The 16,673-nt window shown below is 69.9% G+C and carries 11 protein-coding genes; 6 read left to right on the top strand and 5 right to left on the bottom strand.

Features of this window, described 5'->3' with window-relative positions:
- Positions 1 to 122: 122 nt before the first annotated feature.
- Positions 123 to 713: a GNAT family N-acetyltransferase gene (locus DQ384_RS26475; RefSeq protein WP_114031604.1), complete on the top strand. Its 591-nt coding sequence runs from the start codon at positions 123 to 125 to the stop codon at positions 711 to 713.
- 75 nt (positions 714 to 788) lie between these two features.
- On the opposite strand, the gene DQ384_RS26470 is transcribed toward DQ384_RS26475, so the two are convergent.
- Positions 789 to 1,439, bottom strand: a complete 651-nt coding sequence (locus tag DQ384_RS26470) for a TetR/AcrR family transcriptional regulator (protein WP_114031603.1) — start codon at positions 1,437 to 1,439, stop codon at positions 789 to 791.
- A 69-nt stretch (positions 1,440 to 1,508) separates the two neighbouring features.
- Here DQ384_RS26470 and DQ384_RS26465 point away from each other — a divergent pair, with 69 nt between their 5' ends.
- On the top strand, positions 1,509 to 2,651 hold the full coding sequence (locus tag DQ384_RS26465; RefSeq protein WP_114031602.1) for an FAD-dependent oxidoreductase: 1,143 nt from the start codon (positions 1,509 to 1,511) through the stop codon (positions 2,649 to 2,651).
- Here the strand turns inward: DQ384_RS26465 and DQ384_RS26460 are convergent.
- Complete coding sequence (locus tag DQ384_RS26460) at positions 2,626 to 3,498, bottom strand: DMT family transporter (protein WP_245966815.1); 873 nt, start codon at positions 3,496 to 3,498, stop codon at positions 2,626 to 2,628. The genes DQ384_RS26465 and DQ384_RS26460 overlap by 26 nt on opposite strands.
- 397 nt (positions 3,499 to 3,895) lie before the next feature.
- Between DQ384_RS26460 and DQ384_RS26455 the strand changes: the two genes are divergently transcribed.
- Positions 3,896 to 5,980: a heavy metal translocating P-type ATPase gene (locus DQ384_RS26455; protein WP_245966789.1), complete on the top strand. Its 2,085-nt coding sequence runs from the start codon at positions 3,896 to 3,898 to the stop codon at positions 5,978 to 5,980.
- Position 5,981: 1 nt separating this feature from the next.
- On the opposite strand, the gene DQ384_RS26450 is transcribed toward DQ384_RS26455, so the two are convergent.
- A complete protein-coding gene (locus DQ384_RS26450; RefSeq protein ID WP_114031599.1) occupies positions 5,982 to 6,341 on the bottom strand; it encodes a VOC family protein in 360 nt (119 codons plus the stop codon).
- 96 nt (positions 6,342 to 6,437) lie between these two features.
- Positions 6,438 to 7,316 (bottom strand): DUF4231 domain-containing protein, encoded by an 879-nt coding sequence (locus DQ384_RS26445; protein WP_181871427.1) that lies wholly within the window; start codon positions 7,314 to 7,316, stop codon positions 6,438 to 6,440.
- Positions 7,317 to 8,024: 708 nt separating this feature from the next.
- Between DQ384_RS26445 and DQ384_RS43115 the strand changes: the two genes are divergently transcribed.
- From DQ384_RS43115 to fxsT, 3 genes are all read left to right on the top strand, one after another.
- A complete protein-coding gene (locus tag DQ384_RS43115) occupies positions 8,025 to 10,388 on the top strand; it encodes an FxsB family cyclophane-forming radical SAM/SPASM peptide maturase (protein ID WP_181871426.1) in 2,364 nt (787 codons plus the stop codon).
- Positions 10,389 to 10,461: 73 nt separating this feature from the next.
- Entirely contained in the window at positions 10,462 to 11,844 is a 1,383-nt protein-coding gene (locus DQ384_RS26435) for a TIR-like protein FxsC (protein WP_147268903.1), read from the top strand.
- Positions 11,841 to 15,767: an FxSxx-COOH system tetratricopeptide repeat protein gene (gene fxsT / locus DQ384_RS26430; protein WP_114031595.1), complete on the top strand. Its 3,927-nt coding sequence runs from the start codon at positions 11,841 to 11,843 to the stop codon at positions 15,765 to 15,767. The genes DQ384_RS26435 and fxsT overlap by 4 nt, the downstream gene beginning before the upstream one ends.
- On the opposite strand, the gene DQ384_RS26425 is transcribed toward fxsT, so the two are convergent.
- A complete protein-coding gene (locus tag DQ384_RS26425; protein WP_281274114.1) occupies positions 15,768 to 16,604 on the bottom strand; it encodes an alpha/beta fold hydrolase in 837 nt (278 codons plus the stop codon).
- Positions 16,605 to 16,673: the final 69 nt, after the last annotated feature.

Genomic DNA, 16,673 nt, shown 5'->3' with positions numbered 1-16,673 from the left:
ACCGGCCGGTATGTGTGTCGACCGGCTCCCCCGCACCCCCGCGTACCCAGCGAAGTGGTCACCCGCAACCACCCATTAGTGGCCCTGTTCCCCAGGCCACCCGCGCCACGACACTTCTGCGCATGACCGCGAAGATGCCCGGCCCCCTCGTCATGGAAGGCCGCACCGTACGGCTCGTCCCCCTCGGCCTCGAACACGTCCCCGACCTGTTCGTCTCCGGCGGCGGGGACGACGAGGTGTGGCGCTGGATGCCCGTGGCCACGCCGCGCACCGAGGAGCGACTGCGGCAGGTCGCGCTGAGCCTTCTGGAGAACCCCGGCGTCGTCCCGTTCGCGGTCGTCCTGCGCGAGACCGGCCGCGCGATCGGCTGGACGACCTACCACGACGTGCCCGGGTTCGACCACAGCCTGGAGATCGGCTGGACGTGGTACGGCAGGGCGCACTGGCGGACCGCCGTCAACACCGAGTGCAAGCTGATGCTGCTCGCCCACGCCTTCGAGGTGCTCGGCCACAACCGGGTCCTGCTCAAGACGGACTGCCTCAACACCCGTTCACAGGACGCGATCCGCCGCATCGGCGGCGTCTACGAGGGCACCCTGCGGCGGCACCGCCCGCGCCCGGACGGGACGTGGCGCGACACGGTCTACTTCGGCATCCTGGACGACGAGTGGCCCCCGGCCAGGCGCCGCCTGGAGGAGATACTGGGCCTCTGACCAGACGCGGCCTGGAGGAGATGCCAGGCCTCTGACCAGGCCGGTTCCCAAGGGACGCGGCCTGACGGCAGGGCCTCAGCGGGGTCGTGGGCCGAGCATGCCGCGCAGGACCTCCCGCATGCCGGCCCGCAGGTCCGCGAGCGCGGGCGTCCCCCCGGCGCCCGCCACCGCGTCGAAGATCACCCCTTCGCCGTACGCGACGAGCTGCCGGCCGTGCCGGACCGGGTCCGGCGAGCCGGCGGCGGTGAGCACCGCGACGGCCAGCTCCCGGAAGCGCCGCCCCGCCCGGTCGTACACCTCGCGCAGCTCCGGGCGGCGCGTGGCCTCCAGGGCGAGCTCGTAGCGGGCCAGCGTGGTGCGGCGGCCGGCCGTGAGCTGGGTGTGCAGCAGCCAGGCCATCAGCGCGGCGAGCTCCTCCGGCCCGGCGGGCATCCCCGGATGGCCGCCGGGGGCGTCCGGCCACGGAGACGACTCGGCGCCGCCGGGCGCGCCGGCGGCCCGGGAAGACGGATCCGCGGCGAGCGGCAGGACGAACTGGCGCTCCTCCAGCTCGGTGAGGTGGGCCAGCGTGAGCGCGAGCAGCGCCGCCCGGGTGCGCGCCAGATTGGACGTCGACCCCAGCGGCAGCCCGGCGGCCTCGTCCACGGCGCGGTGGGTCAGGCCGCGCATCCCCCTCTCGACCAGCAGCGTTATGGCAGCCTCTGCGACGACTTCCTCCCTGCGCACGGGACCAGACTACAGGCGTAGTAGCCTGACCACATCCGTAGTAACTACAGGTGTAGTCAAGGAGGGGCCATGTCCCACGCGGTGATCATCGGCGGCGGCATCGGCGGCCTGACCGCCGCGGCCGCCCTGTCCCGGAAGGGATGGTCCGTCACGGTCTGCGAGCGAGCCCCGTCCCTGGAACCGGTCGGCTCGGGCATCGCCATCGCCCCCAACGCCCTCAAAGGGCTGGACACGATCGGCGTGGGCGACAAGGTCCGCGCGCTCGCCGCCATGCAGGGCGAGGCCGGGCTGCGCACGCCGGACGGCCGCTGGCTGCTCAGGACCACCGCCGAGGCCGCGACGGCCCGGTTCGGCGACCCCACCGTCCTCCTCCTGCGCGCCACCCTGGTCGACCTGCTCGCGAGCGCGCTCCCCTCGGACGCGCTGCGCCTCGGCACGACCGTCCACGCGGCCGACCCGCGCACGGGACGCGTCACCACGAGCGCCGGAGACCTTGAGGCCGACCTGGTCGTGGCCGCCGACGGCGTCAACTCGGCCGTGCGCCACGCCCTCTTCCCCGGCCACCCGGGGCCGGTCCACGTGGGCGCGACGAGCTGGCGGGCCGTCGTCGCGCGCCCCGAGGGGGACGTGCGCGGCAGCGAGACCTGGGGTCCTGGCCAGGTCTTCGGCGTCATGCCGCTGGTGGACGACCTGGTCTACTGCTACGCCACCGCGCCGGCGGGACGGGCGGGCGCCGGCGGCGGCGGGCCGAGGCGGAAGCTGACCCGGCTCTTCGGGACGTGGCACGACCCGATCCCCGCGCTGCTCGACGCGGCACGGGAGGACCAGATCCTCGAACGCGACCTCTACTGCCTGCCCTCGCCCCTGCCCGCCCTCCACGCGGGGCGGGTGGCCCTGCTCGGCGACGCGGCGCACGCCATGACCCCGAACCTCGGCCAGGGCGCGTGCCAGGCGATCGAGGACGCGGTCGTCCTCGCCCACGTCACGGGCCGGGCGTCATCCGTGGACCTGAGGCCCTACACCGCCGCCAGGCTCGCGCGCACGACGAAGATCATGCGTAGGTCGCGGGCGATCTGCCGCCTGACCCTCTGGTCGAACCCCCTCGCCGTCCGGGCCAGGGAGACGGCCATGGCCCTCGCCGGGCGCCTCGGCGAGAGGAACGCCCTGCGTCAGTTCGAGGACGTGTTCACCTGGCGGCCGCCCGCGTCCTGACCGGGACGGGGGCGTCGATCGGCGGCGCGCAGGTGAGGTCGGGGCTGAGGCGGCCGAGCGTGATCGTCCCGCCGATGAGGACGGCGGCCGAGACCAGCGCGGGGATGATGCTCCCCGGATCGGTCGGCACCGGCTCCCCGAGCAGGATCACGCCCGCCAGCACGGACGTCACGGGGTCGACGACCTGCACCCCGGCGTACGCCACGCTGAAATGGCCGACGGCGTAGGACCGCTGCAACAGGACGATCGCGCACACCAGGAGCACGGGGATCGCCAGCGTGAACCAGTGGAACAGGTGGGACAGATCGCCGTCGAACGTTCCGCCCACGACCCGGACGAACGTGGACACCGCCGCCGTCACCACCCCCGCGCCGATCGCCGACAGCAGCGCCTTGGCGGTGCCCCGGGCGCGCCGGGCGAACAGCTCGCACGCCGCCACGACCACGCCCACGCAGCCCAGGAAGGACAGCGCTCCGGGCGTGGAGAGCTCCGGGCGCGTGTGGCTCTGCGGGATCAGCAGCATGATGCCTAAAAGGCCGACGGACACGGCGACCGAGCCGAGCACCTCGGCCCGGTGAGGACGCCTGCCGTGCAGCACCGCCGCCAGCGGGACGGCGAAGACGAGCGTGGTCACGCTGACCGGCTGGATCAGCACCAGCGGCGCGAAGCTCAGCGCGAGCGCGTGCAGGGCGGCGCCGACGAAGCCGATGGCGCCGCCGATCCACCAGCGCGGCCGTTTGACCAGCTTGAGCGTGGCCCCCCCGCGGACCGCCTCGTACTGCTGGATCGCCGCGCCCCCGGCGTACCCGAGCGCGCCGACCAGCGCGATCGAGACGCCCAGCCACATCACGGGCGACCGCCTGGGCGGGGTTCCCCGTGGGCAGAGGGAAGCACGTCTGAGGGCATCAGTGGGAGCACCCCGTCAGCTTAAGGACAAATTGGGTACCTCGGTCCCTAATCCCCACGACCGCTATGCCGAATTACGTTCGGCGTCGTGCCGCCAGGCCGTGGCGGCCTGACGGAACCGGACTTCTTCCCTTGCGGGGGGAATGGGGGAGCGACGCGAGTCGTTCTGGAGGTACCCTACCGGGGTATGCGACAAGGGAGCGGCCATGCGAGACGACCACACCGGGCCCGCGGCACACGCCGGGGCCTCCCCCCATCCCGCCGGCACCGCCGGCGACCCGGGCCACGCACCGCACGGTCGCCATGACGCCGACGACAGCCGCCCCCATAGTGGACATATGGGACACAACGACCACAGTGCCGCCGGTCCACACGATGGACATACCGGCCATGCTGGACACGGCGACCATGCCGCCCAGTTCCGGGATCGGCTCTGGATCAGCGTCGTCCTCTCGATCCCCGTCATCCTCTACAGCCACATGGTGCAGATGTGGCTCGGGTTCACGCCGCCGTCCTTCCCGGGCTCCCAGCTCGTGGCGCCCGTCCTCGGCACGGCGGTGTTCCTCTACGGCGGCCGTCCCTTCCTGACGGGCGCCGTAGAGGAGATCCGGAGCCGGGCGCCGGGGATGATGCTGCTGATCTCGCTCGCCATCACCGTCGCCTTCGGCGCGAGCGCCGCCACGGCCCTGGGCTTCTTCGGGCTCGATTTCTGGTGGGAACTGGCGCTGCTGATCGACATCATGCTGCTCGGGCACTGGCTGGAGATGCGCGCGCTCGGCCAGGCGTCCAACGCCCTGGACGCCCTCGCGGCGCTGCTCCCCGACGAGGCCGAGCGCGTCGTCGACGACGGCACGGAGCTCGTCCCCGTCAGCGCGCTGCGGCCCGGTGAGATCGTGCTGGTACGTCCGGGTTCGCGGGTACCGGCCGACGGGGTGATCCTCGACGGCGAGGCCGAGTTCGACGAGTCGATGCTGACCGGCGAGTCGCGTCCGGTGCCGAAGTCGTCCGGCGACCGCGTGGTCGCCGGGACCGTCGCCCTCGACTCGGCCGTCCGCGTCAAGGTGGACGCGGTCGGCGAGGACACCGCGCTCGCGGGCATCCGCCGCCTGGTCGAACAGGCGCAGGCCTCACGTTCGCGGGCCCAGGCGCTGGCCGACCGCGCCGCGGCCCTGCTCTTCTACGTCGCGACGGCCGCGGGCGTGCTCACGTTCGCCGCCTGGCTGATCGCCGGAGACCCCGGCGAGGCGGTCGAGCGGACGGTGACCGTCCTGGTGATCGCCTGCCCCCACGCGCTGGGCCTGGCCATCCCCCTCGTGATCGCGATCTCGACGGCGGTGAGCGCCAGGAACGGCATCCTGGTCAAGGACCGCACCGCCCTGGAAGGCATGCGCACCGTGGACGCCGTCCTGTTCGACAAGACGGGCACGCTGACCAAGGGCGAGCCCGAGGTCAGCGGCGTCGTGGCCGTGGACGGCGACACCGGCGCCCTGCTGCGCCTGGCGGGGGCCGCCGAGAGCGAGAGCGAACACCCCCTGGCCCGCGCCGTCGTCGCCGCGGCCCGCGCCCGCGGCCCCCTGCCCGCCGCCAAGGACTTCCGCTCCCGCACGGGCCGCGGCGTCCAGGCCACCGTGGACGGCCACACCGTCGCCGTCGGCGGCCCCGCCCTGCTCCGCGAACTCGGCCTCGAAGAACTCCACGACGACGCCCACGGGCCCGGCGGGGAACGCCTTCACGAGGGCCGCGGGGAAGGCCCCGGCGAGCCGCGCCGCGAAAGCGTGGAGGAATGGCGTGAGCGCGGCGCGACCGTGCTGTACGTCGTGGTGGACGGCCGGGTCGCCGGGGCCATCGCCCTGGAGGACGCCGTCCGGCCCGAGTCCCGCGAGGCCGTCCGGGCGCTGCACCGCGAGGGCAAGCGCGTCATCATGATCACGGGCGACGCCGAGCAGGTGGCGCGGGCCGTCGCCGCCGAGCTCGGCGTGGACGAGTACTTCGCCGAGGTCCTGCCCGAGGACAAGGAGGCCAAGGTCGCCGAGCTCCAGGCGCGCGGCCTGCGCGTGGCCATGGTCGGCGACGGCGTGAACGACGCCCCCGCGCTGGCCAGGGCGGACGTCGGCATCGCGATCGGCGCCGGCACCGACGTGGCGATCGAGTCGGCGGGGGTCGTCCTCGCCCGGGACGACCCGCGCGCGGTCGTCGCCGTGATCCGCCTGTCCCGCGCGGCGTACCGCAAGATGCTGCAGAACCTCGCCTGGGCGACCGGCTACAACCTCGTCGCGATCCCCCTGGCGGCCGGCGTCCTCGCCCCCGTGGGCATCACCCTGTCCCCCGCCGTCGGCGCGATCCTGATGAGCCTGTCCACCATCGTCGTCGCCGTCAACGCCCAGTTCCTCCGCCGCGCCCGCCTGACCGGCCCGGACGACTGACTCAGGACCGTTCCGGGCACACGCAGAACAGATGCCCCTCCGGGTCGGCGAGGACGACCCAGCCCTGCCCTGGCTGGAACTCCGGCTTGGCGGCTCCCAGCTCGACGTACTCCTGGACGGCCTTGTCGACGTCCGGCACCCGGAAGTCGAGATGGAACTGCTTCGCCGGCCCCGGCCACGAGGCGGGCACCCGGTCGTCGACCCGCTGGAACCCGATCGAGTGCGTGCCGTCCCCGATGTAGGCGTAATCGCCGTCGGCGTACAGGCTCTCGTACCCCGTGATCTTCGAGTAGAAGTCCGCCAGCACCTTGGGCTCGGCACAGTCCAGGGTCACCGCGATGAACGCTGCTTTCGTCGTCATACCGCCACTCTGCCCCCCATACCTGTCACCCCCCGTCAGGTACGCGCACGACGTCTCACCGAGCCCCGCCGCCGGGCGCCGCCTCGATCGGCCCGCTCAGCTCCGCGACCCCCACCACAGCATGTGCTCCCGTGAAATGGCCTCCTCCGACTCGTCGACGAAATGCGCCCACTCGCCCTCGGTGCGCGGCCATTCCACCCGCGAGACGATATCGCCGAGCTCCATCGCGGCGATCGAATACGAGGTGGCGAGCTGCTGGTGTTGCCGCGTCTGGAGCCAGGCGATACCGGCCGCGGCCATTGCTCCCACAATTCCCGGCAAATCCAGATTTATAGCCTGAACGGCGTTGAGGACGGCCGCGATCAATCCGACGGCCTCCATCACCGCCAGCGCGATCGACCACTGTCCGGACCGGTGGTCGTGGTGCCTGGCCTTGCGGCCGTACCAGGCGCGCTGGTCGTTGATCCGGCCCGTCAGGTAACGGTGCTTGCGCTCCTCAAGCGGCAGTGCCCTGATCTCGCGCATCATGGCTGTGACCTGGGAACCCTCCTCCGGCAGAGGAACCAGGGCGAAGCCCTTGATCCCGTTGATGATCTCGGAGTACCTGCGCGACAGCAGCAGGTCCACCGCGTCGTCGCCCGGCCCGTGCCCGAACGGCTCACCCCCGACGAGATAACGCCAGGCGAGCGTCTTGGCCGACTCAGCCGCCGCCCGCGCCTCGTACCACTGGCGGTCGGGGCGCATGGTCAGGAGGTACACCTCACTGACCAGCGCGGACGCGAGAGCGCAGGCGGCCACCATGGCCGCCGCGTCCAGGCGCCCGGTGTCGAGGCTGAAAGAGCCGAAGATCGCGGCGAGGACGAGGGATGCGAGACGTACGCCCGTGGCGGCGAGAAGCCTGCGCTGCCCGACAATCGCCCCTCGATCGGCCGCACGGTAGAGCGCCGGGAAATCCGCCTCCGGGTGGCTGCCCATATCCATTCACTGGAACCGCTGAGACGATTCGTGTCAAGAACGGCGACCAACCCGATCTCCGCCGATACAGAAAAGCTACCTTCCCAACCGTTTCCGACTACCGTCGCGGTTTCCAGGGCCGCCCCGACACCGCGATCGTTTGGAGGCTCACCGCTAGAATCAAGCCCCACCGATATCGCCGCACGACACAGAAGGTCTCACCCGAGCAGCACGGGCCGGAGCATCCACTCGAACAATAGTGCTATTTCGGCAATAAAGGACATCGCACGCGATTGCCACCAAACCGGCCTACCATCAGAATTCACCGCACCGATGGACATCAATGGAGGAAAAGGGCGAGACCTGACACTATCTACCCCTATACACCCGGCAAGGGGTCGCAACTTAACCGCTACAATCCAATATTGGGGGCTCGCCTTGGGATCCTGGGCGGGGATGGTTTGCGAGACTAGTGATACCCATTGTAATCGGCCGGTTACCGATCGCCCCAGCCTACCCTGGGGTTCCGGGCTAATTTGGATGGAACCATGAACAACATATCTGAGGGTGCCGAGTCCGGAATCTCAACAGATCTAGTGGACCTGCGCGATATGCCCCTTTCACGGGTGGGTTCTCTGGCCGACGCGGGGCTGCTGAAGCGCATCCTTCCCGAGTCCCCGGCCAAGCAGGTGACCGTCGCCGCCTTCCAGTCCTCGATCTAGCATTTCCGTGGCCGGGCCCGCCGTTCCGTTCCGGCAGTTCGTCCTCAAGGTCGCCAGCCGATGTGACCTCGCGTGCGACCACTGCTATGTGTACGAACACGCCGACCAAAGCTGGCGAGCCCGTCCGAAGGTCATGTCCGACGAGACCATCGCGTGGTCGGCGAGCAGAATCGCCGACCACGCGAAGCGTCACGGCCTGCCGGGCGTCACGGTGGTGCTGCACGGCGGGGAACCTCTTCTGGCCGGCCGTCACCGGCTGGAGCGGATCTCGCGCGAGCTGATCCGCGCCCTCGACGGAGTCTGCGCGCTGGACCTGCGTATTCACACCAATGGCGTCCTACTCGATGAGGCGTTCTGCGACCTCTTCGCCGCACACGGGGTCAAGATCGGCATATCCCTCGACGGCGACCGCGTCGCGAACGACCGGCACCGCCTGTACGCCGACGGCCGCAGCAGTTACGACAAGGTCCTGCGCGCCATCGATCTCGTGCGACGGCGCGGTCCCGAGCTGTACGCCGGCCTGCTCTGCACCATCGACGTCGCCAACGACCCTCTGGCCGTCTACGAGGCGCTCGCCGCACTGCACCCCCCGCGGGTGGACTTCCTGCTGCCCCATGCCACGTGGGACGCCCCGCCCCCCGGTCCCCCCGGGGCCTATGGCGACTGGCTCGTTCGGATCTTCGACCGGTGGCTGGCCGACGGCCGGATGATGAAGGTACGGCTCTTCGAGTCCGCGCTCCGGACCATCGGTTCCGAGACCAGCCTCACCGAGTCGCTGGGCCTGGAGCCGAGCGACCTCGTCGTGATCGAGACCGAAGGCACCTACGAGCAGGCCGACTCCCTAAAAACCTCCTATGACGGCGCGCCCGCCACGGGCTTCAACGTCAGTGACCACTCGCTGGACACGGTCGGCCTGCATCCGGGCATCCACGGCCGCCAAACCGGTCTCGCCGGGCTGTGCGCCGAATGCCGGTCCTGTCCTGTGGTGAGTACATGCGGCGGCGGCCTCTACGCGCACCGCTATCGCACCGGCACCGGATTCGCCAACCCGAGCGTCTACTGCGCCGATCTCATGAAATTGATCACCCACGTCCAGAAGGCCGTCACCACCATGGACCGAACCGCTCACACACTCCCGGCGGCGGACGTCGCGGCACTCGCGGCGGGGTACGGCGGGGTCGAGGCGATCGCCCATCTGGAGGCCGGGCAGCGAAGCGTGCGGCGCGCTTTGCTGGCCGCGATCGGCAATGCCTCCCCGTCGATGGAGGCCTGGCGGCTGCTCACCGAGATCGACCGGGAAACACCGGCAGCGCTCGACACGGTGCTGGGCCATCCGTACGTGCGCGTGTGGGCGGTGAAGTGTCTCAGGGGAACCGCCGACGACGGGCACCTCGCGTCCATCGCGGCGACCGCCGCGCTTCATGCCGGGGTCGAGGCCTCGGTGCGACTGCCTGTGCGCGACGGTGCGCTCCATCTGCCCGGGCTCGGGCTGCTGCGGGTCGGCGCCGTCTCCGGCGCGACGGTCGAGACCGAGGCGGGCGGGTTCCGCGTCCACGCCGATGGGCTCCACCATGAGGTCAGGCTGGACGAGCCGGGCGGTCCCGGCGAATGGTCACCGGTACGCCACCTGTCCGTGAACGGCCTCACGGTGGCTCTGGAGGATGTCGATCTCTACCGGGACTGCCATCAGTGGCCGGCCACCCAGAGGCTGAACGATCAAGAGGTGGAGCGCTGGTCCACGCTGTTCTCGGACGCCTGGGCGTTGATCACCCGTGATCACTCCGCTTATGCCGCCGGCCTGGCCGCGGGGCTGCGGGCCGTCATGCCCCTCAAGCCCGCCGCCGACGGCTCCGAGGTCAGTTCGACCGCACGCGACGCGTTCGGCGCGGTCGCCGTGGCCCCGCCCGCGGACGCCGCGACGCTCGCCCTGCTGCTCATCCACGAATTCCAGCACGTCAAGCTGGGGGCGCTGCTGGACATGGTGGACTTGTACGATCAGGACGACACCACCCTCTACTATGCCCCCTGGCGGGACGACCCACGCCCGATCGAGGGGCTTCTTCAGGGCACGTACGCCCACATCGCGGTCACCGACTTCTGGCGGGTGCGCCGCCAGGCCGACGACGGTCCTGCGGCCGAGAGGGCGAGCGTCCAGTTCGCCCGCTGGCGTACACAGACGGCGGAGGCCGTCGAGACCCTCGCCGGCTCTGGAGCGCTCACCGGAACAGGACGGCGTTTCGTGGCCGCCATGGGGAACTCGATCCGGCCATGGCTGGCAGAGCCCATCCCCGCCTCAGCCGAGGAGGAAGCCCGCCTGGCGGCCGCGCGGCACAGGAGCCGAGCCGCTGCCCGGGTGCCCCACGGCGCCTGAGCGTCTCCGGGCCCCGCCACGCCGTTTTCCGGTCCGCACCGATTCGCCGGTTTCCGGACGGCTCCTAAAAGTGATGGGAGTTTTTCACTGCTTTTCGTTGCACGACTGTTTCCATCGGCCTAAGGTGCGTTTTACAGTCCGGGACCGTGATGCGCTGGGGGTGGATCCGCTCGTGCGAGAAGTTCCACGAGCCGCTCCGTACTTCTTTCTGAGCTATGCACACACTCCGCGGCACGATCTGAACGATCCTTATGATCCCGACCAATGGGTCGAGAAGCTCTTCAATGATCTATGCAGACATGTGATGGTTCTTACCGGTCTGCCCCGTGGAGTCCGGCCGGGATTCATGGACCGGGAGCTCCATCCGGGAAGTGTCTGGCCGGACAGGCTGGCGGAGGCTCTGGCCACCTGCAGGGTCTTCGTTCCGCTGTACTCCAGGCGCTACTTCGAAAGCGAGCAGTGCGGTAAGGAGTGGATGGCGTTCGCGCAACGTATTCTGCACCACCGCGCGCGGGGCTCAGAGAAAGTGGAGACCATCGTTCCCGCACTCTGGGTGCCTGTTCCCGTCGATGAACTACCCGAGGTGAGCCGGTCCATCCAGTTCGTCGACCCCGATCTCGGGGCTCGATATGCCGAGCACGGCTTCTACGGCATCATGAAGCTGCGCCAGTTCCGCTCGGCCTATGACCTCGCTGTTTACAACCTGGCCCGGCGCATCGTGGAGGTCGGCGACAGGGCGAACCTCTCGCCGATGGCACCGGCCGACTATGAATCGCTGGAAAGCGCGTTCGGGGCCGGCGACCACACCCGGCCGAACGGCCACCGCCTCCGCGTCACCGTCGTCGCCCCCGACATCACCGATCTGCCGAAAGGGCGAGGCCCCTACCACTACGGCCACAACTCTCAGGAATGGAATCCTTACCGCCCCAAACTCGGCAGGCCGCTCGCCGAACACACCGCCGACATCGTCCGGAGCATGGGCCACCGCCCCGAGGTGGGCTCGCTGGCCGAGCACGCCGAGCAGATCACCGACGACGGCGCACCGACGTGCCCGGGGCTGCTTCTGATGGACGCTTGGGCCGCCACCTCGCCGGCGTTCAAGGAGTCTCTGCGCGCGCTGGACGACGCGCACTGCCCGTGGATCAGCGTGATGGTGCCCTGGAACCAGGACGACCACGAGACCACCCAGGCGACCCCCGTCCTACGCGACTCTCTGCACTCCGTGCTCCCACGCAAACTCGAGGAGGGGCGGATCGCGCCGCGGGCCGCCGCGCACGGCATCCCCACGCTCGACCAGTTCACCAAGCAGGTGCCGGAAATCGCGCGCTCCGCCATCGCGCATTATCTCCGCCACGCGACGGCGCACCCGCCCGAGGGGCGTCCGTCCATTGAACGCCCGCGACTGCAAGGTCCAATGTCCCCGTTCGACGGCAACGACGCGGAGGCTTCGCCATGACCGACGCTCCCGAGGGCCACATCATCACTTTCTACTCCTACAAGGGCGGGACCGGCCGCACGATGGCCCTCGCCAACACCGCGTGGATCCTCGCGGCGAGCGGGAAAAGGGTGCTGGTCGTCGACTGGGATCTGGAATCGCCCGGTTTACATAAGTTCTTCCATCCGTTCCTGGACGTCACCATGATCGGCGCCACCCCCGGCGTGATCGAGATGATCAACGAGTACTCGCTGGCCACCTTGCGTCCGGATCCACGCCCCGGCGACTGGCACCTGACGTACGCGAAGGTCCTCCCCCACGCGGTGTCCCTGGAGTGGAACCATTTTCCCGACCAGGGAACGCTGGACTTCATCTCGGCCGGCCGTCAGAACCGCGACTACGCCTCGCTCGTGTCGACCTTCGACTGGGACAACTTCTACGAGCGGCTGGGCGGCGGCCAGTTCTTCGACGCGCTACGAGCCGACATGAAGAGCCACTACGACTACATCCTCATCGACAGCCGCACCGGCCTGAGCGACATCGCCGACATCTGCACGGTGCACTTTCCCGACACTCTCGTGGTCTGCTTCACGCTCAGCGACCAGAGCATCGAGGGCGCCGCGGCCGTCGCCCGGCATATCGATGACCGCTACGGCGATCGCAACATCCGAGTGCTTCCCGTGCCGATGCGCATCGACGACGGCGAGAAGGAAAAGCTCGACGCGGGCCGGGCGCTGGCCCGGCGACGGTTCGAGGGCTTTCCCTCGGGGATGGCCCAGGAGGAAGTGCGCGGCTACTGGGGTGCGGTGGAGATCCCGTACAAGCCGTTCTACGCGTTCGAGGAGACGCTGGCGACCTTCGGCGACGCCCCGGGCTCGCCGACATCGATGCTGGCGGCGTTCGAACGGCTGGTGAACGTGATCACCCACGGCGCCGTCCCGTCCATGCCACCGCTGCGCGAGGACGTCCGACTGCGCATCAGGGACACCTTCGTCCGCAGGCCGGCGTCGGTCCCGACGGACATCCTCCTCAGCTACGTCCCGGAGGACCGCATGTGGGCCGAGTGGATCGGCTCGCTGCTCACCCGTGCGGGCTTTCGCATAGTGCAGGCGGACGACACCTCCGGCTCCGCGCAAGGCGACGGCGCGCGCAGGATGGGCTCCTACAACCGAGTCGTCGCGATCATGTCCAGTGCCTACATGCGTTCTCCCGAGCCGCGTGCGCTCTGGGACACTCTGGCGATGTCCGAGCCGGCGGGAAGCCGACCCCGGCTTCTCGTGGTGAAGGTCTCGGACGTGCGACCGATCGCGCCGCTCAACGACGGCGCCCTCGTCGACCTCATGCGCTTGGACGAGCCGCAGGCCGCCGAGGCGCTGCTGCGCTCGCTGGGGCGGCCGTCGCAACTCGCCGAGCATCCGGCCGGGCACGCCCCCGCGGGCCCGCGCTTCCCCGGTACACGTCCGCCCGTATGGAACGTCCCCACACGCAATGCCGCGTTCACCGGCCGCAACGCCGTGCTGGAGAAGCTGCGCGACCAGATCGTCGGCGGGAGCAAGACCGTCGTGCTGCCTCAGGCTCTGTACGGCCTGGGCGGGGTGGGCAAGACCCAGGTCGCCTTGGAGTACGCCCACAGGTTCATGGCGGACTACGACGTGGTCTGGTGGATTCCCGCCGAGCACCTGGAGCTGATCAATCCGGAGATGGCGGAGCTGGCGGGCAGGCTCGGCACTCCGGTGAGCGACAGCGTCGCCGAGGCCGCCAAGGCCGTACGGGAGGCGCTGCGGCTCGGCAGGCCCTACTCCCGCTGGTTACTGATCTTCGACAACGCCGACGACCCGAAGGACCTCGAGGACTTCATCCCGAGCGGGTCGGGACATGTGCTCATCACCTCCCGCAATCCGGCATGGTCGCGCGTGGCCGACCCGCTGGAGGTGGACGTGTTCACCCGTCCGGAGAGCGTCGAGCACCTCCTGCGCCGGGCCCCCGGCCTCGCCGCGGACGACGCGGACAAGGTCGCCTCCGCCCTGGGAGACCTGCCGCTGGCCATCGAGCAGGCCGGCGCCTGGCTGGAGCAGACGGGCATGCCCGCCGACCAGTACGTCGAGCAACTGGAACGTCAGGTCACCGAGGTACTGTCCCTGGGCGAGCCGCCGAGCGGCTATCCCACACCCGTCGTGGCCACCTGGAACCTGTCCTTCGAACGGCTCAAAGAGCGTTCACCGGCGTCGGTGCGCCTGCTGGAGCTCCTCGCGTACTTCGCCCCCGAGCCCGTCTCCATGGACATGCTGTACTGCGACGCGATGGTCGACATCCTCGTGCCGTACGACGAGGCCATGCGCGAGAAGCTCATGATCGGCCCGGTCATCCGGCAACTCGGCCGGTACGCCCTCGCCCGGGTCGACCAGGCGGACAACTCCATCCAGGTCCACCGCCTCATCCAAGCGGTCGTCCGTGATCGCATGAACGCGGAGGAGGAGGACGTCACCGTCCACGATGTCCACCGCATCCTCGTCGCGGGACGTCCCCGCGTGGGCGACACCGACGACCCGGGCAACTGGCCGCGCTACGACGAGATCTGGCCCCACCTCGCCCCGTCGCGGGCACAGGACTGCGACGAGGAGGAGACCCGCAAGCTGCTGATCGACCGCGTGCGGTATCTGTGGAAGCGTGGCGAGCTGAACCAGAGCCTCCAACTCGGCAACCGCCTGGAGGACGCGTGGAACATCAAGCTCGGCCCGGGCGACCGGCAGACGGTGCACCTGCGATTCCACATCGCGAACACGTTGCGCTCACTCGGGCGTTACCGCGAGGCGCACGTCGTGGACACGGAGGTCCTCACCCACCAGAGCCGAGAGCTGGGCGACTTCCATCCGTACACCCTGATGACCGCGGGTGGGCTCGCGGCCGACCTGAGGGCCCTCGGGGAGTTCCAGGAGTCCTTGCGCATGGCGAGCGAGAACTACGACCGGGTCAAGGACCTGTTCGGGGAGGATCACCCCCGGGCGCTCGCCGCCGCGCACAACCTGGCCGTCAGCTTCCGCCTGGCCGGTGACTTCGCCCGGGCGAGAAACCTCGACCAGGAGACGGTGGAGCGGCGCCGCAGGGTCAGCGGCGACCTGCACCCGTACACGCTGCACACGACGTCCATGCTCGCCCGCGACCTTCGCGAGCTGGGCAGGCTCCAGGAGGCTCTGGAGATGCTGCAGGCCAACCTGGAGGACTACCGCCGGGTGCTGGGGGAGGACCTGGTCGACACGCTGCGCGCCGCGACGAACCTCGCCGTGTCCCTGCGGCGGATCGGCCTGGAGACCGAGGCCAGGCGGCGCGCCGAGGACACCCACGAGCGGTTCGTCGCGCACATCGGCGAGAACGCCCCGGACACTCTCGCCTGCCGATTGGAGCTCGCGTCCTGCCTGGACGTGACCGGCGAGACCTCACGCGCCTACGACTCCGCCATGGACGTCATGCGCAACTTCTCCCAGGTCCTGGGGGAAGACCATCCCTACACGCTGGCGGCGGCGAACAACAGTGCCGCCTACCTGCGTGAGCTGGGTGACGTCCAGGAGGCACGGCAACTGGCCGAGACGACGTTCCGCACGCTGGCGCAGAGAATCGGCGAGCACCACCCGTCCACGCTGGTGTGCGCGATCAACGTCGCCAACTGCCTGGCCGAACAGGGCGAGCTGAGCGCCGCCGAACAGCTCGACCGGCAGACTCTCGGCGAGCTGCGGAAGATCCTCGGTGCTGAGCACCCCGACAGCCTGGTCTGCGAGGCCAACCTCGCCATGACGCTGAACGCGCTGGGCAGGACGGTCGAGGCCAGGCAGATCCGCGAGCGCGCGCTGAACATGATGCGCCACACCCTCGGCGAGAACCACTCGCACATCGCCGCTCTCGCGGCGTGGCGCAGGCTGAACCGCGACCTTGAGTTGCAGCCTTGGTGATCAGGCGGCTCGAGCGTCCCTGACCAGCCACGGCAGCACGTCGGGGAGCACGGTCAGGGCACCGAAGTGCGCCGCGTCGGGCTCGAGCTTGAACGTGGCCGTCCGGATGCGGCCGGCGAGCCAGCGGGAGTGCGCGACAGGCGAGAAGCGGTCTTTCGCTCCGTGCCAGAGCAGAGTGGGGGCCTCGATGTCATCGAGATCGAAGCCCCACGGAGAGCAGAACGCGATCGCGTCGTCCACCCATCCGTCCTCTGAGTGGCGCAGGGCCTCGGCGTAGTTCTCCAGCAGCATGGCGCGCACACGTGGGTTGGCCACCATACGGCGGTCGACCTCAGGCAGCTCCGCGTAGAGAGCGGCGATCAGGTTCGCCGGGTCGGTGCGGATCTCCCGCGCGGCAGGGGCCAGCCAATCGGCGAATCGGCTGCGGCCGGTGAGTGCCACCGTGTACTCGGTGACGTTCGACTCGGTCATGCCTCCGAACCAATCGAGCCCTTCGGCGGCGCGTGGCGCCAGACCCACGAGTACCGCGACGCGGATGACCCGCTCAGGGAGCAGTGCGGCACAGGCCAACGCGTGCGGGCCGCCTCCTGACCTGCCGACGACAGAGAAGCGGTCGAGGCCGAGCGCGTCGGCTATCTCGGCGACGTCGTCCGCCGCGGTCGCCACCGACCTGCCGACCAGGCGGTCCGACAGGCCGTAGCCCGGCCGGTCGAAGCTGATCAGTCGCACTCCGAGTCTGTACAGCACCGAGCCTCGCGGGCTCGGGCCTATCCTGCTCCCCGGCGTCCCGTGCAGCAGGAAGATCGGATCGCCTCCAGGCTTCCCCCTTTCCTCCACTGCGAGTCGCCTGCCGTCCGCCGTGCACACGACCTTGGTCAATTCCCCGCCTCCAGTGACCTCAACTAC

It is taken from the genome of Sphaerisporangium album, from assembly GCF_003323745.1.
Taxonomy (GTDB): Bacteria; Actinomycetota; Actinomycetes; order Streptosporangiales; family Streptosporangiaceae; genus Sphaerisporangium; species Sphaerisporangium album.
This window is presented reverse-complemented; position numbering and strand designations above follow the sequence as displayed.